Genomic DNA, 22,763 nt, shown 5'->3' with positions numbered 1-22,763 from the left:
TTTATCTTATCCTATAAGATTATTTACAATAATACGATTAAAAAATGTGTCATTATAGGAAAAACAATCAGATAAGAACTTTTCAAGAACATAATATAAAAGGAGATGAAATGAACAAATTAAAGAACTCATATATTTATATAAACAGTGTCATTTATGAGTTTAACTATAATAAATATTTGTTAAATAAACTTTAACTTTAACTTTAACTTTAACTTTATTACTAGACAAGCATTCTATCCATTTTACTGTAGAGGTCTCAATGAATAGCAAAACAATAAAATCTATAACCCGTTCCTTTATCGTTATTGGTTCGATCTGTCCAGCTTTAGGCCTGTTAAGTATTGAGACTACATTTGCCCAAGAAATTGTTAATCAAGAATACAAACCTGGAAACCCAATTTATGATAAATGGGATCAATTTTATAAAATTGAGAAGACTCAACCTGAAAATGCCGAGAAATTATTATTAGAACTTGGAGAGATGACACCACAAGATATTAAAGTCTGGAAAAGTTTAACTTACATACAGATTCGGTTAGGGAAACAAGATGCTGCTTTACAAAGTCTAAGAAAAGCAGAGGCGTTAGATCCAGCAGATGATACTTTAAAACTCCAAGAAGCCTATCTGCTTAATTCTCAAAAAAATAACAAAGAGGCTTTGGTGGTTTTTAAAGAACTCACCCAGTCTAAAGATGCTGATATTGCGAGTAAAGCGACACAGGCTGTAAAAAATCTAAGTGGAGGAGAGGTCAAAACTTATTTTCGAGATGTTTATTTTGCACCTTCATATGAGTCACGTTATGACGATGTAATTTTCCCACTTAAAGCTCGTTATGGCAAGAACCTAGATAATGGTCGAGCGCAGGTGTACGGCTTTTTAAGTCTAAACCGCGATACTCAATCTCAAGGTGGTGTTCGACCTGAAATTATTGATGAAAATGCACTAACTCTAGGTGTGGGCGCTAATTATCAACCTTGGACTTCTATACCTGTGCGCATGTATTTAGAAGTAGGGGGAAGCTATGATCTAATTGATCGAAATAGAGATAAATTTCGTGAAAGTGTTGTCGGTGGGGTGACGGGTTATCAAGAGTGGTATTCTCAAAATAATTGTAATCATTCACTTTGCTTTAATGATTACTTCACTGATTTATATGGTAATGCGGCAACTTATTCTAGAGAAGATTATAACGTTATTGGTGACTTGCGATTACGTACGGGTTTGAATGTCTATAAGGGGGAAACGGGCACTGTACAGGCTTATATGAAATTGCATGCCTTAGCTGACAGTAAAGATGAGTATTACAATAATTTATTTGAATATGGCCCAGGTATTTCATGGCAGCCTTTTAATTATCAACCTATAAAATTACGTGTAGAACGACTATATGGCAATTACTTTAAAGATGTGCCAGTAAATACAAAAGATCATTACAACAATACTCGAGTAGAACTCGTTTTTTATAAGGATTTCTAAAATGAAGAAAATTTTTATATCTATTGTATTTGGAACCCGTCCTGAATTAATCAAACTTGCCCCTGTGATTTTATTGGCAAAACAAGACCCTCGCTTTCAAGTTGAAGTGATTTTTACTGGACAGCATGACGAATTGGTCAGAGATGCGATAGATTTCTTTGGGGTTGAAATTGACCATCGTCTTAAAATTATGAATGCTGGACAAAGTTTAAATCAGCTCTTAATTCATGGTTTGAGCCAAATCGAGAATGTGTACACTGATGGACAAAAAAGAGATGCGATTGTTATTCAGGGTGATACAACAACTGTTTTAGCAGCTGGCTTAGTCGCGTTTTCAATGAAAGTTCCTGTTGCGCATGTTGAAGCTGGTTTACGTTCTTATGATTTAGATCATCCTTTTCCAGAAGAGGGAAATCGTCAGTTAGTTTCACGTATTACCAGATGGCATTTTGCTCCGACAGAACAATCAAAAAGAAACTTACTCAATGAACAAATTCAGCCAGAGCTCATTACAGTTACAGGCAATACCGTTGTTGATGCGGTATATCTAGGACGTAAATTAATTGCTGAAAAATCTGATTTGAAAAACCAGCTTGAACCTTATGGAATTCAATTAAAGCAGGATGACAAAGTTGTACTTATTACTGCCCATCGCCGTGAGAACTTTGGCGGTGGAATTCAAAATATTTGCAACGCGGTTGAGCACTTAGCCCAAGCCCATCCTGATTTACATTTTATTTGGCCAGTCCATTTAAACCCAGCAGTACATGATGTGGTGCATGATAAGTTTAGAGATCATTCCCAAATCCATCTTGTTAAACCATTAGACTACCCAAGTCTATTGGCAGTCATAGACCGATCTACTTTTATTTTGACAGATTCGGGTGGCTTGCAAGAAGAAAGCCCATCATTTAATAAGCCAGTTTTAATTTTGCGAGACACTACCGAGCGACCAGAAGTTGTTGAGGTGGGAGCAGGCGTTTTGGTGGGTACAAATCAACAAAAAATTATTGAAGAAGCTGAAAAGTTACTCATTGACCAACAGCACTATGAAAAAATGGCGCACGTAGAAAACCCATTTGGTGACGGGCAAGCAGCTCAACGTATTCTCGATCAAATTGCTAAATCTTATGAATTGGCATAATTAACAGTTAAAGGTTTATTCTCACTTACGGAGGTATTCTTACCACCATAAGTGAGGCGATACCACAAACTCACAATATTGACGCACCAGCGGCTCATGTAATGTGGCCCATCAAAAATATAAACAGTTTTGCCTTCATACGCTTTTAGCTGAGAAATAATTTCCCAAGGATACGCGGCTCTAAATTGCCCATTCTTTTTCACTCTAAAAGCTTCTAACACTATAATTACTTTGTCTTTTCCAAGTTTATGTTCAAGCTGGTCTAAAATATGTTTGGCTTGTTTAGGTGATCGAACCCCTACGCCTACGCCATCTTGGAAAAAAACTCCCGTATGGTCAGGCAGCCAGCTTTTAACCCATAAATCATAATGTTCGGGCTCAGTTTCGCCACTATAAATACTCACCCAGACTGGTGAGGGAAGCTTTGACAATACATGGCCTAAAGCACTGACTCGTAGCCAAGTTGGATCTGCCTCTACTGGAAAATAATAACCTTTAGGTATCGTTTTTTGTTCTTTTATAATTTGAGCAGATTTTTCACCTAACTCAATGACATTTGCCCGAGCTTTAGGTTCATTATATTCACCAGCTAAGCCTAATATGAGATTTTTAGCCCAAGGTTCTTGTTTAATCTTTTCTAAATTAATGGCTTTTTCCCATTGAGGAAAATTTGATTCTTTCCACCATGATTTAGATTCAACTACAGACCATTGAGGAACAAATGTATTAACCCCTAAATAGTGCCAATTTCCCTCTGGAGGAGTCGTATTATTGTCGGGCTGCCAGAAAATGCCTTCAATATTGGGGGCTTGACCTTGATGTTTGAAAAGCCCCGCATACACGATGACACTACATATAATTAAAATAATAAATGCAACTATTTTAATTGGTATCTGTTTTCTCATTATTTCGTCTTAACCAGTACCACAAGAAGATAATTATTATCATAATTGCAGAGATAATCACAACTAGTAAGAAGAAAGAAGACTGTTGGATTAAAGGGGCCTTTTGATTTCCGACAATGAGTTTTTGTAAAACATAAATATTCCCATTTTCTGAAACCAACATTTTTGTCACGTTGTTTGGAATCTTATGTTGGATCTTTTCCCAAAGATGCATGAAAGTTTGTGCGCCACCCTCTGAGTCGGTAATTACATCAAAGCGATTATTGTTATAACTGACAATAAATCCATTCTGCGCAGCAGGTGCATAGATAATATCCTGATGCATTAATACCTGTTGTTGATAAATATCTTTATTCACGCGAACATTTATGGATTGAGGCGCACTTGGTGAATAACGGACTAGGTTGAGAGGCATTGGTGCCGGTGTTAAAAGCATTTTTTTCGCGGTTTGTCCTAATACAATCGCGATATTTAATGCACCAGATTGATCATCAATCGCTATTGTAGGAGTCGTTGCTAAAGTCATTGAAATTGCAGCTACACCATTTTTAAGTTTGTGGGGTAGCTTTACAGTAGACTTGGCTGTATCAATCCAGAGTGAACCATGCGCGTTAGGTAAACATTGGGAATTGGCAATCACTGAGTTTTCAAGCTTTAGACTAAAATTTGTCGTATTAGAAATGGCTTTTGCAAAAATATTAAACTGACGGTTTACTGGATCGGAAGCCAGATCAGCCGTTTTCATACTTCCTGCAAGTCCACCATCAATCCAAGCTGTAATATTGGAACCTTGTAATAAACCACTTTGAATACGAAGTGCAATTTGCCCTTGCAAGATATCGGTTGGTTGCCATACTGAAGGGAAGTCAAGGAATAAGTTTTTTTCAGCATGATTTAATCTGAAATCTTCAATTCCTAAATCAGCAAGTGTATTGATTTTTTTTAATTGAGCCCAAGCAGGATTAGATATCGTATTTGGAAAAATCGCAGTCCCTGTACTAAGTTGCTGTACATAAGATGGATTAATTAACCCGTTTATTGCGCTCGTTAAATCTTGTTGAGTGTGGTAAGTAATTGATAGAGTCGGCACACCTTCTGCAGGTTTCGCGATTTGTACTAATGCTCCGCCTTTTAATGGCGTAGGTGAGCGAATAATTTCGATGATAAAGTTTGTTTCAGGATTTAAATTAGTCTGTCCTGAATCGACCCATTCAACAGGCGTTATTGAAGTCCATGAACTTGCTAATCTAGCGAGCATAGAAGCTTCTATAATCTCTTTTCGGTTATATTTTAAAATGCCAACAAATGGGGTAGGCCGTCGAGCCTGTGGGTTAAATAAAGCATCTGGTAAGTACTTTAGCTGATAGTCTTTTCTAATCGGTGTGAAGTCGAGCTGGGAATTATTAAAGTACGTTAAATGATCAATATCTTCAGAGCAAAAAGAATCTTTAGTTTGATTTAGAGTGGTGGGTTTCGCATATTGTTGAATAATAAAATCTAAGCGATGGAAGCCACTTTGACTTGGTGGAATATCAAACTTCAGTAGTCCATTACCGTTTAAAGTGGTGTTATAGATGAGCTTATCATCATATTTTACGAGTAATGATGTATCATTCTCAGTAGCGTAGTTACTTGAAAATTGAACATTTTGCCATTGGGCACCTTTTCCAATATAGAAAAAATGTGACTCAACCGTATATTTAGTGGAGGTACTAATATCGTCTAGTTCCCATGTGTTTGCATAACTAGAAGCCACAAACATGAAGCTGGTGCTGGCAAGGAGTACTTGAACCATTTTGTAGAAATTAGAAGAGTATTTCATTTATTTTTCTCCTTGCTACGTTCCGTTTTGTACCATTGAAGGGAGTTGCCCTGTATTTTATTTTTAAGCATGTCATATGCGGCTTTAAATACAATAAATAGAAATATTTGTGAGTAACTTACATAAGATAAAACAGAGTAAAAATAGAGTTCTGGTTTGGCTCTTTCTAAAGATAGGGTAAACCACATTTGTGCAACGTACAGGCAAAATGAGAGGCCCCACAGTAATGTGAATGGACCAGGAACCGAGATTCCTGCGATACCTAATAACCCAAGGGTTAAGGTGATATGACTCCAAAATAACGCGGGTACGAAAAGTATGTAGCACATAATGTTATTCAGAATTTCAATTCCAATCGGAAAAGGCGTTCTTAACGCTACAGGTAAATATTTACGAGTCACATAAAAATTACCTTGAGTCCAACGTGAGCGCTGTTTAATAAATACACTCCATAAAGAGGTGAGCTGCGATAATCCATAAGACGAGTGTTCTTGCTGGGTTCTTTTGTTGCATGTGCGCTCTGGCTACCTTTTTTGTAATGTTAATTTTTATACTTTTTTAATGAACTGTGATGTTTTTTGAATTTATTGTTGTGTTTGTCCTTTTATAAATCCCTTTAGAATTATTTTTAGAGTAAAGTCACAATATAGTCAAATTTCTAGTTTTTTTTTAATCAAAAATAAACACAAAAGACAGAAGTAGCGTCTAAATGTTCTTGAATGTTTCAATTGCTTTAATACGAGTTTCTTTTAAATCAACAATTGGTTTTGGATAATTTAACTGAGTATTTGTTTTGGTCGAGTAGGGCTCATGAATGGCTTTATTGTCTAGATGAGCTAATTCTTCAACCCATTGACGAATATAATCTCCATTTGGATCAAATTTCTTTGATTGAGCAATAGGATTAAAAATTCTAAAGTAAGGTACAGCATCAGTTCCAGTAGAAGCGCACCATTGCCAGCCACCATTATTTGCTGCTAAATCACCATCGATTAAGTGCTCCATAAACCATTGTTCACCTGCTCGCCAATCGATGAGCAAGTTTTTACATAAAAACATGGCTGTAATCATGCGTACACGATTATGCATCCAGCCAGTTTTTAAAAGTTGACGCATACCCGCATCAATAATCGGTATACCTGTCTGGCCCGTTTGCCATGCAGCTAGGTGCTCTGGATTGTGACTCCACTTAATTTTTTGAGTATCTTTTTTAAACGGAATGTGTTTAGAAACATGGGGGAAATCAAATAAAATATGCTGATAAAATTCTCGCCAAAGTAACTCATCTAGCCAAGTCTGCTGACCTTCATTTGTCAAATGAAAGTTGCCATGTTCAGCCCTAAAAAGAGCTTGCAGGCACTGGCGGATAGACAAAATCCCAAGGTTTAAATAGGGAGAAAGTTGGCTAGTTCCTTTTACATTGGGAAAGTCACGTTTAGATTTATAATCAGATAGATGATCTTTAATAAATACGTCGAGTTGCTCTAGAGCAAAAACTTCTCCGGCTGGCCATAAGTCTTGTTGCTCTTTAGAAACAGAAGGCTCAAAAAAAGCTTCAATATCTTTTAGAGTTAAGCTGTTTATTTTTGAACAAGAGGTCGGGTAGGCATTTTGCTTTTCAGGAATCGGATAGCATTGAGGTAACCCACTGATATCCAATTTTGAATAACATGCTTTTTTGAATGCACCGAAAACCTGATAAGGCTGCTGTGACTGGTTGCGAATAGAGCGTAAAGGAAAAATCGTACGGTCATGAAATAAAAAAAGTTCTTTGCCTTGTTGATTTAAAAAATCTTGTACAGTTTTATCTCTTTTTAATTCATTAACGCCGGTCTCTATATTTGAATAGACGTTTTCAATATTAAGTTGAGTGCTAAGTTCACCAATATAATCAGCGATATCTTTCCAGTAAGGAATGACTTGGATAATAAGGGGAATATTAAGTTGTTCTAGTTCTTTTTTGAGTTGTTGAAGTTGACGTAGATAGAAATTAATTTTTATAGGTGCATCGTGATGCATTTTCCATTGTTCAGGCGATAAAATAATTAACCCAATACAAGGCCCTTGTTGAGAGGCATGCCATAAAGCAGCATGGTCTCGAACTCTCAAATCTTGACGAAACCAAATTAACTGATTTACGTTTGACATGAAAATTGGCCCTTTTAGAGTGAAGTGAGTTAAAGAATTATTATCAAAATATTATATAAAAATAAATACATAAAAAAAGCAAAGCCGAAGCTTTGCTCTTATCATCTTTAAAGATGAATTAGTGGTGATGACCACCAGCACCGTGTACGTGACCGTGATCTAATTCTTCTTGAGAAGCGTCACGGATTTCTACGATTTCAACTTCAAAAGTTAAATCTTGACCAGCAAGTGGGAAGTTAGCATCAACAACAACGTTGTCGCCTTCAACCGCTTTAACAGTAACGATCTGTACGCCGTCATCTGTTTGAGCTTGGAATTGCATGCCAGGTTGAATGTTCTCAACACCTTGGAACATTTGAGCTGGAACTTCTTGTACTAGGTCAGGGTTGTATTCGCCATAACCTTCAGCAGCTGGAACGTTAACAGTGAATTTTTCACCAACAGTTTTACCTGTTAATGCATTTTCTAAACCAGGAATGATATTGCCTGCACCGTGCAAATAGGCAAGTGGTTCACCTTGAGATTGATCAAGTGTTTCACCCTCAGCGTTTGTTAATTTGTAGTGGAATGAAACCACGTGGTTATTTGCAATAGCAGTCATGTTTTTGATCCATTCAATCAATTGAAGCGTACATCATAAAGTGAAAAATAAATTTTGTAGACTACAAAATCTTAATCTTTGGCACTTTTTCTGATGCGTTTTTATATAAATAGGGACGAACTTAAAAAATTCAACTTAATACAGCTTAATTTTTGGACGTACACGTCTTGTAAGTAAATCTTTCATTGTGAGTAGTCCAGCCTGAGTATATCCGTGAATCGTTGCTTGATGTAAACGATATAAAGAGACATACATTGTTTTTGCAATATAGCCTTGCACGCTGACATCCCCAAGTAATTCTCCAACGGCTTTATTACGACTTAAAGACACGAGAGAACCTTTGTCGTTAAACGTAAACATTGGCTGTGATCGACCATTTAGTCGAGCAGCCATAGCATCGACTAAGAAGCTGGCCTGTTGGCTTGCAACTTGAGCACGCGGGCCAAGTGGAGGATGTCTTGCATCAAGTTGGCAATGAGCACAGTCACCAAACGCAAATACATTTGGATCAGAATAAGTTTGCAACGTTGCATAGACCATCAGGCGGTTAATGTTATCGCGTTTAAAATCGGTAAAACTTTCTAATACCTTCGGTGCTTTTACGCCTGCGGCCCACACGGTAATATCACTTTTGAGTTGATTACCATTACTAAAGTAGATGCAATGTTTATCAATTTTTTCAACACGATGTTGAGTTAAAATTTCAACACCCATTTTTTTAAGTTGTCCTGCACTGTGTTCAGCAGTTTTATCATTTAAAGCAGGTAAGATACGTTCAGAAGCTTCAATCAGTGTGATTTTGACTTGGTTGGGATGAATCTTCTTTAAACCATATCGATAAAAGTTTTTAGTCGTTTCAATTAACTCAGCTGCAAGCTCTACACCTGTTGCTCCCGCACCAACAATTCCAATATTTAAAGTTCGCTGATTTGGTTGATTTTGAGCTTCAATATAAAGATGTAATAAATCTTGCTGGAAAATATCGGCTTGCTTTCTGCTATCAAGGAAATGGCAGTTTTCACGCACACCTGCTGTATTAAAGTCATTTGATACTGAGCCAAGCGCTAAAATAAGTGTGTCATAACTTAGCTCTTGCGAATGATTCTGTTGATCCTTAGACACTTGAGGGGGCATTAGTTCAATTAATTTTTTATCTTTATTAACCCCAACTAATGTTCCGAGCACAAATTCGTAATGATGTTTTTCTGAGTGCGCAAAATAGTTAGTTTGTTCTTCGTGGGGATTTAAAGAACCAGCAGCAATTTCATGAAGCAATGGTTTCCAAATATGGGTAAGGTTTTGGTCAACCAATGTAATCTTTGCTTTACGATTTTTCCCAAAAGTTTCACCGAGTTGTGTTGCCAGTTCTAAGCCGCCAGCACCACCACCAACAATTACAATATGATGTAAATTTTGGGCCATTTTTTCACCTAATTATTTTTCTATAAAAAAAGATGGCTAAATTATGCCATCTTTTATTTATAAAAATTATTGTGCGTCTGTGCACAATTTGATGTTTTTAGTGCGAATCTACTGGATAGAGTTTTGCAGCACTATGTTCACTTGATGAAAAAATAGAGAAGAGGCTAGAAAACCACATTGCGATTTTTTGGAAAATATTGGCTTCTTCAATATGTACGTTATCTTCGATTTGAAGACTACGGATAAGTTGATTATTTTGATAAATCGATACTGTTGCCAAACTTACGACTTTCATTAATGGCGCAGTTAATTGTTTTTCATTGAGTTCAATGTTTACATGGGTCTGAGTCGTTTCAAGTGGAGCAATCACCTTTAGCTGTTGATTGCTATCAAGTACTTGAACGCGTTGAGTCACATTATCAAAAGTATTTAGGTCAATTGGTGCTGAGTCTGCGTATAAAGATGTCGTTACAATTGTCGGTTGCTTTGTTTCAACCTTAAACATTTTTAAAGTCGACTTTACAACAGGTAGTTCAGCAATTAATTTCTGCTCAGGAATAATCACTTCATCACGTGTATAGGTATAAGCAAGATTCATTAATTTATCTGCAATCTCAGCGCGTTTTACAGCACTCGGTGTACCTAAAACAATGACTAATAAACGTCTTTGACTTAAGTCAGATGAGAATGAAGGACGTGAAGCTGTTAAAGCCAAGTTATAACCTGCTGCCTTGGTATATCCCGTTTTTAAGCCATCTACAGATGGATCATATTTCAAAGCAAGATTAGTCGCGTGGTGGAAACGTTGGTTATAGCTAAAGCTTGGCATTTTTGAATAATGTAAATATTCAGGGGTTTGTTTAATTAATGCCTGACTTAATAAGCTAAGGTCGTGTGCTGTAGTGAAATGGTCAGGCATTGTAATTCCAGCAGGATTACTAAAATGAGTATCTTTCATACCCAAAGCTTGAGCTTCCTGATTCATACGCTGCACGAAGCGTGGAACATCGCCAGAGATTTTTTCAGCTAAAGTCACGGCTGCATCATTAGCAGACATCACGATTAGACCTGCCAATAACTGATCAACTGAAATTTGTTCACCAGCTTTAAGATACATTTGTGATTCATCCCACTGCACAACACTAACCACTGGAGTTGCAGTAATGATTTCTTCTTTTTTCAGTTTTCCAGCTTTAATCTCTTTTAGGGCAATGTATGCAACCATCATTTTGGTTAAAGATGCTGGTGCGCGTTGAACATGGCTATTATGTTCAGCAATGATTTGACCCGATTGAGTATCTACAATAGTCCATGCAGCAGCTTCAACACTTTCAGGTGCAATATTGAGTAATGCAGCATTGGTTAGGGTAGTACAAAAAATACTAAAGAGGGTAAAAAGAGATAGAAAAAATTTCACGGATGACCTTAACTTCACTGGCAAATACGGGACACAGATGCACAGCATGCTATGCCTTTTTTTCATGGAAGGCTAGTGTGAATTGTTGCCAAAAAATACATCTACGCAAGACGATACAAAAAAGTGATAATCTAATGTGAAGCCGTTCTTATTTTTAAATTGAAGAATTTATGTTGCATTATCAAATTGAGTTCGATGATTACAAACAGCACCTTGTTCACGTGACAATTCGTTTTTTAGCCAACCCGAATCAGGAACTTTGGTTACCAACGTGGATTCCGGGTAGTTATCTAATTCGAGAGTTCTCAAAACATATTGAATCCGTTAAAGCTTATGATGAAGCTGGACGTCTGCTGGACATTAAAAAAACGAGCAAGAATCGCTGGCGTTTATTTAATACAGACCACGAATTAATGACGATTGAATATGATGTGTATGCATATGATTTGTCTGTCCGTGGTGCGTATATAGACCAGACTCGTCTATATATTAATCCTGCGTGTGTATGTTTGGCTTTAGAGGGGCAGGAGCAGTCTGCTTGTGAAGTCGAAGTTTTCTTGCCAGATGAATTAAAGCATTTTCAGTTAGCAACGGGCTTAGCTTCAAAAAGCTTAGTTAAAGGTCGATTTACTTTAAAAGCAGATCATTATGATCAACTGATCGATAGTCCATTTGAGTTGGCTGATCAAACACGCTTTAGTTTTGAGACGAACGGTATTGAACATGAGTTCGTAATTTCTGGTTCGCACAATACCAATATTGATCGCCTAAAAGCCGATATTGAAAAAATTTGTGCAGCTGAAATAAATATGTTCGGATCAGCACCATTTAAAAACTATACCTTTATGACCATGGCAACAGGGAATAGTTATGGCGGATTAGAGCATTGTAATAGCACAAGCTTGATTACACCGCGTGATGATTTGCCAAAGTCGAATGAACCCACTGAACCTTCTAAAGATTATCAACGCTTTTTAGGCTTATGTAGTCATGAATATTTTCATTCATGGTTAGTCAAGTTTATCCGCCCAGAAAACTTTGCAAACTATAATTTGCATCAAGAAGGCTACACGTCTTTATTGTGGATATTTGAAGGCTTTACTTCATATTACGATGACCTGATTTTATTACGTAGCGGTGTGATTTCTCAGAAGTCTTATCTTGATTTACTCAAAGCACAAATTGACCGTTATTTGCAAAACCCAGGCCGTTTTATTCAAACAGTTGCAGAGTCAAGTTTTGACGCGTGGATTAAATTTTATCGTCAAGATGAAAACTCGAATAATGCGGGTACCAGTTACTACAATAAAGGTTCGTTAGTTGCGTTATGTCTAGATTTAGGCTTACGTCTACGTGGTTCTAGTCTTGATGCTTTAATGCGTCGCTTATATGAAAACACTCAAAATGGTATGCAAGTAAATGAGCGAACCATTTTTGATTTATGTAAAGAACTGACGGGTGATAGTTGGATTGAACAAATTAATCATTTGATTAATACCACTGATGAATTGCCACTTGATCAACTGTTCCCTGAGTTTGGCTTAAGTTATAGAGTTAAAACTGACAAATCTTTGCCACTTGGTTTGAAACTTGTTGATAAGCCAGAAGGAGTACTCGTGCAAAGCGCTCGCCGTGATAGCGCAGCTGCTAAAGCAGGTATTTCTGCCAATGATGTAATTATTGCAATTGATGGTTTAAAAGCGACCACTAAACTTGTTGAGAAGTATGCAAAACAGGGCGGTACTTATACTGTGTTTGCTTTCCGTCGCGATGAGTTACTATCTTTTGAAGTTGAGTGTGCTACATCTGATTTAACTGAAGTTGAACTTATTATTGAAGATCAGGCTAAAACTGAAAAATGGTTAAAAGCTTAAATAACAGTTAAATAGTTTATAAAAAACCGATGTTTTGTACATCGGTTTTTTATTTTTAAGTGCTACTAAACGATGAGATTCGTTTTATCTTTGAGTTTGTTTTGAATGAAAAGTATAATAATTGTCAGAACTCTGAAAGATATCTCATGTAATTTAATCATATTCAGTCCATAAAAAAGTAATGATGAATGATGTATTACTTAAAGTTGGGTATAGGAATATTATCAATAGATTTAAATTATGTATTATTTCGCTGCGAAATGTCGTTATCACTGGATATTTCGTTGACTGGAAGACAATGAGAGCCGATACTCTCAGGGTTTTATTTAAGCATATCGGTTCGTAGGCACTGGGCCACAAGCTCGGTCCTCAACACTCAATCAAACGGAAGGGGCTATATATGGCTGGTGAAAAGTCAACTATTATTTACACACTGACTGATGAGGCGCCATTATTGGCGACCTATTCGCTACTGCCGATCATTGAGACCTTTACCAAGCCAGCTGGCATCGAGATTATTAAAAGTGACATCTCTGTAGCTGCACGTGTGCTCGCAGAATTCGCTGATTACCTAAGTGAAGAGCAAAAGGTATCCGACAACCTTGCAGAGCTAGGTCGTCTTACACAAGATCCAGATACAAACATTATCAAACTCCCGAACATTAGTGCGTCTGTTGCGCAATTAACTGCATGTATCAAAGAGCTTCAATCAAAAGGTTACGCAATTCCTGATTATCCGGAAAATCCAACGACTGAAGAAGAAAAATCAATCAAAGCTCGTTATGGTAAGTGCCTTGGCTCAGCAGTAAACCCTGTCCTTCGTGAAGGTAACTCTGACCGCCGTGCTCCAGCAGCAGTTAAAAACTATGCGAAAAAACACCCTCATTCAATGAGCGAGTGGAAACAGTGGTCACAAACTCATGTTTCACATATGGAAGAAGGTGACTTCTACCATGGTGAAAAATCAATGACACTTGATCGCGCGCGTAATGTGAAAATGGAACTTATCACGAATAGTGGTAAGAGCATTGTTCTTAAGCCAAAAGTTGCGCTTCAAGAAGGTGAAATCATTGATTCAATGTTCATGAGCAAGAAAGCACTTTGTGATTTCTATGAAAAAGAACTTGATGATTGTAAAGAAGCGGGAATTTTATTCTCTTTACACGTAAAAGCGACAATGATGAAAGTTTCACACCCGATCGTTTTCGGTCACTGTGTGAAAATCTACTATAAAGAAGCTTTCGAAAAACACGGTAAGTTGTTTGACGAATTAGGTATTAACGTAAATAACGGTATGGCTGGGTTATACGAGAAAATCGAAACTCTTCCAACCTCATTACGTGAAGAAATCATTGAAGATTTACATGCTTGCCAAGAACACCGTCCTGCACTTGCGATGGTTGACTCAGCAAAAGGCATCACTAACTTCCATTCACCTAACGACATCATCGTAGATGCTTCTATGCCTGCAATGATCCGTGCTGGTGGTAAAATGTGGGGTGCTGATGGTAAGCAATACGATGCTAAAGCAGTAATGCCAGAATCAACATTTGCCCGTATTTACCAAGAAATGATCAATTTCTGTAAATGGCATGGTAACTTTGATCCAAAAACAATGGGTACAGTACCAAACGTTGGTTTGATGGCTCAAAAAGCTGAAGAATACGGTTCTCACGACAAGACTTTTGAAATTCCTGAAGCAGGTATTGCAAACATTACTGATCTTGACACTGGTGAAGTGTTATTGACTCAAAATGTTGAAGAAGGCGATATCTGGCGTATGTGTCAGGTGAAAGACGCTCCGATTCGTGACTGGGTAAAACTTGCAGTAACTCGTGCACGTAACTCAGGCATGCCTGCGATCTTCTGGCTTGACCCATACCGTCCACACGAAAATGAATTGATCAAGAAAGTACAGAAGTATTTAAAAGATCACGATACGACTGGTCTTGATATCCAGATCATGTCTCAAGTACGTGCAATGCGTTACACACTTGAGCGTGTAGTTCGTGGCCTCGATACAATTTCTGTGACTGGTAACATCTTACGTGACTACTTAACTGACTTGTTCCCAATTATGGAACTTGGTACTTCTGCAAAAATGTTGTCTATCGTTCCGCTTATGGCGGGCGGTGGTATGTACGAAACTGGTGCTGGTGGTTCAGCGCCTAAACACGTACAACAACTTGTTGAAGAAAACCATTTACGTTGGGATTCACTTGGTGAGTTCCTTGCGCTTGCAGTATCTTTAGAAGAGATGGGCATTAAAGAAAATAATGCTCGTGCTAAGTTACTTGCGAAGACACTTGATGAAGCGACTGGTAAATTGCTTGACAATGACAAGTCTCCATCACGTCGTACTGGTGAAATCGACAACCGTGGCAGCCACTTCTACTTGTCACTTTACTGGGCTGAAGCGCTTGCTGCTCAGAACGAAGATGCTGAATTGAAAGCTAAATTTGCTCCTCTTGCTAAAGCTTTAGCTGAAAATGAAGAGAAGATTGTTGCTGAACTTGCTCAAGTACAAGGTAAACCAGCGGACATCGGTGGTTACTACGCAATTGACCCAACTAAAGTAAATGCTGTAATGCGTCCAAGTGCTACATTTAATGCAGCTCTTGCAACAGTTGAGGCTTAATTACTAACTCGTTAGTAATTAGCTTAAGAGCCGGTGCATATGCACCGGTTTTTTATTGCCTAAAATAAAAGACATTAAAAAAGCCCACCTAAGTGAGCCTTTAAAAGATTAAATCTTATCGACTATTGCGGCCACGACCACGTGGTGCTTTGGTATTTGGACGAGTTGTACCATTAGTCTTACGACGTGGTTTCTCGCTTTCATCCATTTGCCAAATACGTTTTGTACCAGACTTTTTCGCAGAACCATCTTTGTTTTTGCGAACAATTGGTTTGCCACCCGTACCGCCTGGCTTTTTCACATATGAACGTGATCGATAAGGTTGTTCAGCTGGCACATCTTTAAAGTCAGGGTAAAGTAATGGTTCAATTTCTTTTACATCACCCGGTTTTAAGCCAAGTTGAACTAAATCGATTGAGCCAATTTTAGTACGAATTAAACGTAAAGTTGGAAAACCTACCGCAGAAGTCATACGACGAACTTGGCGGTTACGGCCCTCACAAATTGAAATCTCGATCCAAGATGTTGGAATATTTGCACGGTAACGTACGGGTGGATTGCGTTCCCATAACCATTCAGGTTCACTGACTTTAATGGCTTTTGCAGGAAGCGTCATACCATCATTCAGTTCTACACCTTTACGAAGTTGCTCAAGCGCTTCTTCGGTTACATCGCCATCAACTTGAACTAAATACGTTTTGTATTTTTTATTTGCAGGGTTGGTAATGAACTGATTCAGACCACCATGATCGGTTAAAAAAACTAAACCCTCAGAGTCCATATCGAGACGGCCTGCCAAGCGCAAAGTCGGGTCATCAACAAAGTCAGAGACGGTCATGTGCGCTTCGTCTTTACGAAACTGGGAGAGAACGTCATAAGGCTTGTTGAGAATCACAATTTTCATAAAAAATGGCTTCTTCTTTCAAATAACTAGAGAAAACATTGAGCTATATTTAAGTGCGAAATTTGCTTATTTCCCACATAAATCTCAAAAAGAATTAAATTCGATTAAGCTATTATGCGTTAATAAAAGTTGAAAGTATTGTTTATCGATAATTATTTTTAGTTAATTAAGTATTATAAAAGGGAGAATTTACATAATGGGTTATCAGAAGATCGTGGTTCCTGCCGACGGCGACAAAATCAAAGTAAATGCAGACCTATCACTGAACGTACCAAATCATCCAATTATTCCTTTCATTGAGGGTGATGGTATTGGTGTGGATATTACACCAACAATGAAAGTAGTCGTAGACGCTGCTATTTTAAAAGCATACGGTGGCAAACGCTCGATCGAATGGATGGAAGTGTATTGCGGCGAAAAAGCCAATAAAATTTATGGCAACTATATGCCCGAAGAAACTTTCGAAGCACTTCGCGAGTTCGTTGTATCAATCAAAGGTCCTTTAACCACACCAGTTGGTGGAGGCATTCGTTCACTCAACGTTGCTTTGCGCCAAGAACTAGATCTATATGTTTGCGTACGCCCAGTGCGTTGGTTTGAAGGTGTTCCTTCACCAGTTCAACACCCAGAATTAACTGACATGGTCATTTTCCGTGAGAATTCGGAAGATATTTATGCAGGGATTGAATGGAAAGCCGATTCTGAAGAGGCAAAAAAAGTCATTAAGTTCCTTCAAGAAGAAATGGGTGTCACAAAAATCCGTTTCCCTGAAGGATGTGGTATTGGAATTAAACCTGTTTCAAAAGAAGGAACACAACGTTTAGTCCGTAAAGCCATTCAGTTTGCAATCGAAAATGATAAGCCTTCTGTGACGCTGGTTCACAAGGGTAATATCATGAAGTATACCGAAGGGGCATTTAAAGAATGGGGCTATGAATTGGCTCTGGATCGTTTCGGTGGAGAGCTAATTGATGGTGGCCCATGGGTTAAAATTAAAAACCCAAGAACTGGTAAAGATATCATTATCAAAGATGTGATTGCAGATGCCTTTTTACAACAGATCCTCATGCGTCCAGCCGATTACTCCGTTATTGCTACTCTAAATTTAAACGGTGATTATATTTCTGATGCTTTAGCAGCAGAAGTAGGCGGCATTGGTATTGCACCTGGTGCAAATATTGGTGGTGCAATTGCAGTTTATGAAGCAACTCATGGCACTGCGCCTAAATATGCTGGTCAAGATAAAGTAAACCCTGGTTCTATTATTCTTTCTGCAGAAATGATGCTACGTGATATGGGGTGGACAGAGGCTGCTGATCTGATCATTAAAGGAATTTCTGGAGCAATTGCAGCCAAAACCGTAACTTACGATTTTGAGCGCCTAATGCCGGGTGCAACCTTGTTACGTTGTTCTGAATTTGGTGATGCAATTATCAAACATATGGGAGATTAAATAAATTTCCCTTAAAAAAGCCCTCAACTGAGGGCTTTTTTTATTGCATAAATTCGGGATGTTTCGGAGTTTTAATAAAGCCGATTTTCTTTTGATAACTCTGGTCTAGGGTCTGAATAACAAGAACAAAGGCAATTAAAAATAGCGGGAAGAACAGAGATTTCATGATTTGGTTTCTCCGAGGGTTGAGATGAAAGAAGGGTGTAGGGGAGTTAAAAGGCAAACTGCAAAGAGTAGAACGGTTCCACTCAAAAGAAAGAGATGTGCATAAGACCAATTCAAATGATGCAAAGTACTAATGACAACCCCACCTAAAAGCTGAGTGCTAGCAAAGCCAATGGTGGCAAAGCTCCAAAGCTTTTGATAATGTTGCTCATAAATCTGTAGCAGACTATAAGAACTAATAAATACGGTTGCGGGGGTTAGTAAGCCTGTCAAAAGCGAAGATAAGGCCAGTAAAGATGCGGTATGTGAAAGGAAAGGCAAAACAACGGCTAAGCAGTAAATGCCATATAACCATTTAATGGCCTGTAGATATCCGATTAGTCGGCTTAAGCAATAAGCGACAAGTGCACCAATGCAGCTTCCCACTCCATAGAGAACCCAAAATAAATTCCTTTGCTGTAAGGGAAAATGCAGAGTTCCGGATAAATAGTCCATCCAAAATAAAGAGTGTGGAATATAGGCAAAGGCACTACACATATAGGCAATAATAATGACAAGGCCTAAACGTGATTTTTGTGAGGCTTGTAGAGAGGTCGATTGTGGTTTAATAATCTGGGCAGTATTAGGACTTGATAATCGATAAAGAGTTAAGCTTCCTAATAGCGAAAGACCAGCAAAAATATACCAAACATAATAAATAGGCATATTTTGAAGTAGGGGAATAATAATGGTGGCGGATAACACCCCCACACCAATTCCGCTAAATCCTAAGAAATTAACTTTTAATCTTTGCGTGGTGGGAATGTATTTCATCGCAAAGCTAGGCGCCAAAATCATAAGTAAGCCGCCAGCAATACCTGAAATCGTACGCCAAAAAATGAACCACACCAAAGGTATATCCATGAATGAACAGCCGAGTAGGCTGAGGCTGCCAGCTATAGCCGACAAGACAATCATGGGTGGGATGTACTTTTCCTTAATACTCAATAGGGCGAATAAAGCACCAATGAGATATCCCAATAAATTTGCGCTGCCTAAGTAACTGGCAAAATCATGGGTCCAATGGTATTGCTCGATCATGATGGGCATGAGCGCGGTATAGGAAAACCTAAAAACACCAATTCCCAAAAAAGTTGCCAAAAAGACAATTAAGCTCATTCGATAAAACGTAGACATGAGAGGACGCTCAATTTTTTTATTATTAAAAGCGAGTTTTTAAATCTTTAAAAATGATTTAATATGATAGTTGTTATCTTATTTTGAGATAGTAGTATGTTGCTTAAGTCTCTAGAGTTTTTTTTAGCAGTTGCAGAGAGTGGAAGTTTTTCATTGGCTGCACAAAAAATGTATACGGTTCAATCGAATATCACGAGCCATATAAAAAAACTTGAAGAAGAGTTAGAGGTTATTTTATTCAATCGTAATAACCCCGTGACTTTAACGAATGCTGGACAACAGTTACATAGCTATGCTGTTCAAATGATTGCATTGCACGATAAAGCTAAGAAGATCTTTCAAGAAGGTGATATTGATCCGAATGAATCCATTCGTTTGGGCAGTATGGAAACGACAGCAGCAATACGTCTACCTCAATTACTCAATCAATGTATGAGGCAGTATCCTACTTTGCCTATTGAACTTCAAACTCATCCGACCCGTTATTTATTAAATGCAATACATCAGGGGGAGTTAGACTGTGCTTTTGTGGCATCGAAACATTCGATTCCTGAGTTATATAGTTTTCCTGTATGGCATGAAGAGCTGGTTTTGGTTTGTCCTAAGCAACAACAGGGTTTCCCAGACAAGGCGACTCTTGCAAAGACCAGATTTATTGCATTTCGGCAGGGGTGTTCATATCGACATGCAATTGAGTTGTTTTTAAATGATCACAGTGTTCCGCCTTCACAAATTATGGAAATGGGCAGTCTTGACGGGATTGTAAGCTGTGTCGAATTAGGGGTGGGTTTTGCTTTATTACCGAAATCATATCTCACAAAAGTTGCAGATAAAGTTTCAGTCAATTGTTTTGGACTTAATACTGAATCCGCTCATTTTACTACTTACTTGGTTGCCCAGTCTCCTGAAACATGGGGAACCAATTTAAAGCAGTTTATTCATTTTATTGAGCAACAATTTCAATTAAAGGTTGCTTAGGTTGTGATTGATTTTCATACGTAAATATCTAACTTAATTTATAAATTAAAAGTGATATATATGTATGAAAAAGTCATTTTATATTCTCACAGAGGTTTGTAATCATCTTGATGCTATAAAATTGTTGAAAAGGGTAGTTTATATAGGCCGGCTATGGTCAAATATGCCCCCTTGAAAGATGACACAAGCAATAATTTGGAGTTTGGGAATGAATATACCCTTAATCATCAATATTGTGGTTTTTGTCGGGTTAATATTTTTACTCGCCCAAACACGTAAAACGGACTGGAGCTTATCGAAAAAAGTTCTGGCTGGCTTAGTTCTAGGTGTGGTGTTTGGTTTAGGACTACATTTGATTTATGGCGGTGGCCATCCGATTCTTGCTGAATCTATTAGCTGGTTTAATATCGTTGGAAACGGCTATGTAAAACTTTTACAAATGGTTGTGATGCCTTTGGTATTTGTGTCTATTTTGGGAGCGGTGGCAAAATTACACCAAGCATCTTCTTTAGGCAAAATCAGTTTTTATACGATCGGTACTTTACTCTTTACAACGCTGATTGCTGCACTGGTAGGGGTATTTGTTACCAATCTGTTTGGCTTAACGGCAAAAGGTTTGGTGCAAGGTGCTGCTGAAACTGCACGTTTAACTGCGATTAATACAGATTATGTAGGTAAAGTTACCGATTTAAGTGTACCGCAGTTTATTCTTTCCTTTATTCCAAGTAACCCATTTGCTGAATTAACTGGTGCAAACCCAACTTCAATTATTAGCGTGGTTATTTTCGCCGTCTTTTTAGGTATAGCAGCGCTTAACCTAATGAAGGACGACGCAGAAAAAGGTCAACGTATTCTGACTGCGATTCAGACGTTGCAGTCATGGGTAATGAAACTCGTTCGTCTCGTGATGACACTTACGCCGTATGGTGTATTTGCGCTTATGACCAAAGTTGTGGCTAGTTCAAATGTCGCAGATATCTTAAATCTAGGCGGTTTCTTGGTGGCGTCTTATTTAGGCTTGGTGATTATGTTTATCGTACATGCCATTATTTTGATGATGACGGGTGTTTCTCCTCTTAAATTCTTTAAGAAAGTTGCTCCAGTTTTAACGTTCGCATTTACTAGTCGTTCAAGTGCTGCCAGTATTCCATTGAGCATTGAAACACAAACTCGTCGTTTAGGTGTGCCTGAATCTATTGCAAGTTTCTCTGCTTCTTTTGGGGCGACTATTGGTCAAAATGGTTGTGCAGGTTTATATCCGGCAATGCTCGCGGTGATGGTTGCACCTACTATGGGTATTAACACCTTAGATCCAATGTGGATTGCATCGTTAGTTGGTATTGTGACTTTAAGTTCAATTGGGGTTGCCGGAGTAGGTGGTGGTGCGACTTTTGCTGCGCTGATTGTTCTTCCTGCAATGGGTTTACCTGTAACTTTGGTTGCGCTTCTTATTTCAATTGAACCCCTCATTGATATGGGACGTACTGCATTAAACGTAAATGGTTCAATGACTGCGGGTGTAGTGACGAGTCAATTCATGGGCCAGACTGATAAAGAAATATTAAACAGTGAAGATGAAATTGAATTAACTCAACATCATTAAAGATCAGTAAAAAAAACGGCTCTCTATTCTGGATGAGCCGTTTTTTATATGCATAAATTATTACTGTGATGTTAATTTTAAAAAAACTGTATCTGTTTTTCTTTTAAATAATTTTCGAAAATGAGCCTATTACAAAAGAGAGCACTATCATGAAAATGTATCAAGTCGATGCTTTTACAAAAGAGTTATTTCGTGGAAATCCAGCCGCTGTCGTTGTTGAAAAAGAGTGGTTAGATGTAGATTTAATGCAGAAGATAGCACTTGAAAACAACTTATCTGAAACTGCTTTTGTAAAAATTATAGACTCTGAAAACTATGAAATCCGTTGGTTCACTCCAACGATCGAAGTTGATTTCTGTGGGCATGCCACACTTGCCAGTGCTTTTGTATTATTTAAAGATTTTACCGAGAAAAAGACTCTTAATTTTCATGTCCGAAATTTAGGGCTTTTTATCGTTCACCAAGATGAAGACGGTAAAATCAGAATGGATTTTCCAATTCGCAAAGCTCATCAAGTTGAAGATTATCCAGCTCTTTTACGTCAAGCATTAACAAAACCCTTTAAAGCGGTTTATCAAAATGTTCAAGCCTACATTGTTGAGTATGAATCAGTGCAAGACGTGTTAGATGAGCAGCCTGACATGAACTTACTTAAAGCCTTAGGTAAACGGACTGCGATTACCACTGCAGGGATGGATGTTGCAATCACCTCAAAAGCCGATCAACAATATGATTGTGTATCGCGTTATTTTGCACCTGTCGCGGGCATTGAGGAAGATCCAGTTACGGGTTCAATTCATACGGCAATAGCACCATTATGGGCAGAGAAACTCGATAAAAATAATATTATGGCTTATCAGGCTTCTAGCCGTGGAGGCGTTTTATATTGCAATATCCTGAATCAGGAACGTATTGAAGTTTCAGGGTATGGGAAGCTTTATATGCAAGCTGAAATTTTTCCTTAAAATATAAGGCCGTTTAAATAAACGGCTTTTTTTTCAAAACTTTACTATGAAAGTCAGCTTAAATTTCC

At 38.0% G+C, this 22,763-nt stretch carries 17 protein-coding genes and 1 pseudogene; 8 read left to right on the top strand and 10 right to left on the bottom strand.

Going from position 1 to position 22,763, the window contains the following annotated elements; all coding sequences use genetic code 11:
* Window positions 1–262: 262 nt before the first annotated feature.
* Both HJG58_RS14650 and wecB read left to right on the top strand, forming a co-directional pair.
* Window positions 263–1,480, top strand: coding sequence for a tetratricopeptide repeat protein (locus HJG58_RS14650; RefSeq protein WP_216076583.1), 1,218 nt, complete (start codon window positions 263–265; stop codon window positions 1,478–1,480).
* Between the two features lies 1 nt (window position 1,481).
* Window positions 1,482–2,624: a non-hydrolyzing UDP-N-acetylglucosamine 2-epimerase gene (gene wecB, locus HJG58_RS14645; RefSeq protein ID WP_170249482.1), complete on the top strand. Its 1,143-nt coding sequence runs from the start codon at window positions 1,482–1,484 to the stop codon at window positions 2,622–2,624.
* On the opposite strand, the gene HJG58_RS14640 is transcribed toward wecB, so the two are convergent.
* The 7 genes and pseudogenes from HJG58_RS14640 to HJG58_RS14610 form a co-directional block, all read right to left on the bottom strand.
* A complete protein-coding gene (locus HJG58_RS14640) occupies window positions 2,609–3,529 on the bottom strand; it encodes an alpha-amylase family protein (RefSeq protein ID WP_170249481.1) in 921 nt (306 codons plus the stop codon). The two genes, wecB and HJG58_RS14640, sit on opposite strands and share 16 nt — an antisense overlap.
* The gene (locus tag HJG58_RS14635; protein WP_170249480.1) at window positions 3,507–5,351 is read right to left on the bottom strand and encodes a hypothetical protein; all 1,845 of its coding nucleotides are present in this window, start codon (window positions 5,349–5,351) and stop codon (window positions 3,507–3,509) included. The genes HJG58_RS14640 and HJG58_RS14635 overlap by 23 nt, the downstream gene beginning before the upstream one ends.
* Window positions 5,348–5,803, bottom strand: a pseudogene (locus HJG58_RS14630) (glycosyltransferase family 2 protein); the annotation flags it as partial. The gene HJG58_RS14635 and the pseudogene HJG58_RS14630, both read right to left, overlap by 4 nt.
* A 253-nt stretch (window positions 5,804–6,056) precedes the next feature.
* Window positions 6,057–7,499, bottom strand: a complete 1,443-nt coding sequence (locus tag HJG58_RS14625) for a cryptochrome/photolyase family protein (RefSeq protein WP_170249479.1) — start codon at window positions 7,497–7,499, stop codon at window positions 6,057–6,059.
* A 118-nt stretch (window positions 7,500–7,617) separates the two neighbouring features.
* Window positions 7,618–8,100, bottom strand: coding sequence for an FKBP-type peptidyl-prolyl cis-trans isomerase (locus HJG58_RS14620; protein ID WP_002118581.1), 483 nt, complete (start codon window positions 8,098–8,100; stop codon window positions 7,618–7,620).
* Between the two features lie 135 nt (window positions 8,101–8,235).
* Window positions 8,236–9,522, bottom strand: coding sequence for an NAD(P)/FAD-dependent oxidoreductase (locus tag HJG58_RS14615; protein ID WP_170249478.1), 1,287 nt, complete (start codon window positions 9,520–9,522; stop codon window positions 8,236–8,238).
* Window positions 9,523–9,619: 97 nt separating this feature from the next.
* On the bottom strand, window positions 9,620–10,939 hold the full coding sequence (locus HJG58_RS14610) for a D-alanyl-D-alanine carboxypeptidase PBP6B (RefSeq protein ID WP_170249477.1): 1,320 nt from the start codon (window positions 10,937–10,939) through the stop codon (window positions 9,620–9,622).
* 170 nt (window positions 10,940–11,109) lie between these two features.
* Here HJG58_RS14610 and HJG58_RS14605 point away from each other — a divergent pair, with 170 nt between their 5' ends.
* Both HJG58_RS14605 and HJG58_RS14600 read left to right on the top strand, forming a co-directional pair.
* On the top strand, window positions 11,110–12,813 hold the full coding sequence (locus tag HJG58_RS14605; RefSeq protein WP_170249476.1) for a M61 family metallopeptidase: 1,704 nt from the start codon (window positions 11,110–11,112) through the stop codon (window positions 12,811–12,813).
* Between the two features lie 400 nt (window positions 12,814–13,213).
* On the top strand, window positions 13,214–15,451 hold the full coding sequence (locus HJG58_RS14600; RefSeq protein ID WP_170249475.1) for an NADP-dependent isocitrate dehydrogenase: 2,238 nt from the start codon (window positions 13,214–13,216) through the stop codon (window positions 15,449–15,451).
* 115 nt (window positions 15,452–15,566) lie between these two features.
* On the opposite strand, the gene HJG58_RS14595 is transcribed toward HJG58_RS14600, so the two are convergent.
* Window positions 15,567–16,355: an rRNA large subunit pseudouridine synthase E gene (locus HJG58_RS14595; RefSeq protein WP_170249474.1), complete on the bottom strand. Its 789-nt coding sequence runs from the start codon at window positions 16,353–16,355 to the stop codon at window positions 15,567–15,569.
* Between the two features lie 196 nt (window positions 16,356–16,551).
* Here HJG58_RS14595 and icd point away from each other — a divergent pair, with 196 nt between their 5' ends.
* Entirely contained in the window at window positions 16,552–17,808 is a 1,257-nt protein-coding gene (gene icd, locus HJG58_RS14590) for an NADP-dependent isocitrate dehydrogenase (RefSeq protein WP_170249473.1), read from the top strand.
* A 40-nt stretch (window positions 17,809–17,848) separates the two neighbouring features.
* Here the strand turns inward: icd and HJG58_RS14585 are convergent, their stop codons facing one another.
* Both HJG58_RS14585 and HJG58_RS14580 read right to left on the bottom strand, forming a co-directional pair.
* On the bottom strand, window positions 17,849–17,974 hold the full coding sequence (locus HJG58_RS14585) for a hypothetical protein (protein WP_170249472.1): 126 nt from the start codon (window positions 17,972–17,974) through the stop codon (window positions 17,849–17,851).
* A complete protein-coding gene (locus HJG58_RS14580; RefSeq protein WP_216076582.1) occupies window positions 17,971–19,149 on the bottom strand; it encodes a YbfB/YjiJ family MFS transporter in 1,179 nt (392 codons plus the stop codon). The genes HJG58_RS14585 and HJG58_RS14580 overlap by 4 nt, the downstream gene beginning before the upstream one ends.
* A gap of 96 nt (window positions 19,150–19,245) precedes the next feature.
* Here HJG58_RS14580 and HJG58_RS14575 point away from each other — a divergent pair, with 96 nt between their 5' ends.
* The 3 genes from HJG58_RS14575 to HJG58_RS14565 all read left to right on the top strand — a co-directional run bounded on the left by HJG58_RS14575 (window position 19,246) and on the right by HJG58_RS14565 (window position 22,695).
* The gene (locus HJG58_RS14575; protein ID WP_170249471.1) at window positions 19,246–20,127 is read left to right on the top strand and encodes a LysR family transcriptional regulator; all 882 of its coding nucleotides are present in this window, start codon (window positions 19,246–19,248) and stop codon (window positions 20,125–20,127) included.
* Between the two features lie 208 nt (window positions 20,128–20,335).
* Window positions 20,336–21,730 carry an L-cystine transporter gene (locus HJG58_RS14570; protein ID WP_170249470.1) on the top strand — a complete coding sequence of 465 codons (1,395 nt, stop codon included), beginning with the start codon at window positions 20,336–20,338 and terminating at the stop codon, window positions 21,728–21,730.
* Window positions 21,731–21,879: 149 nt separating this feature from the next.
* Entirely contained in the window at window positions 21,880–22,695 is an 816-nt protein-coding gene (locus HJG58_RS14565) for a PhzF family phenazine biosynthesis protein (RefSeq protein WP_170249469.1), read from the top strand.
* The last annotated feature ends 68 nt before the right edge of the window (window positions 22,696–22,763 follow it).

The organism is Acinetobacter geminorum (assembly GCF_013009345.1).
Lineage (GTDB): Bacteria > Pseudomonadota > Gammaproteobacteria > Pseudomonadales > Moraxellaceae > Acinetobacter > Acinetobacter geminorum.
Note: the sequence above shows the minus strand (reverse complement) of the source record. Positions and strands in the feature narration are given on the sequence as shown.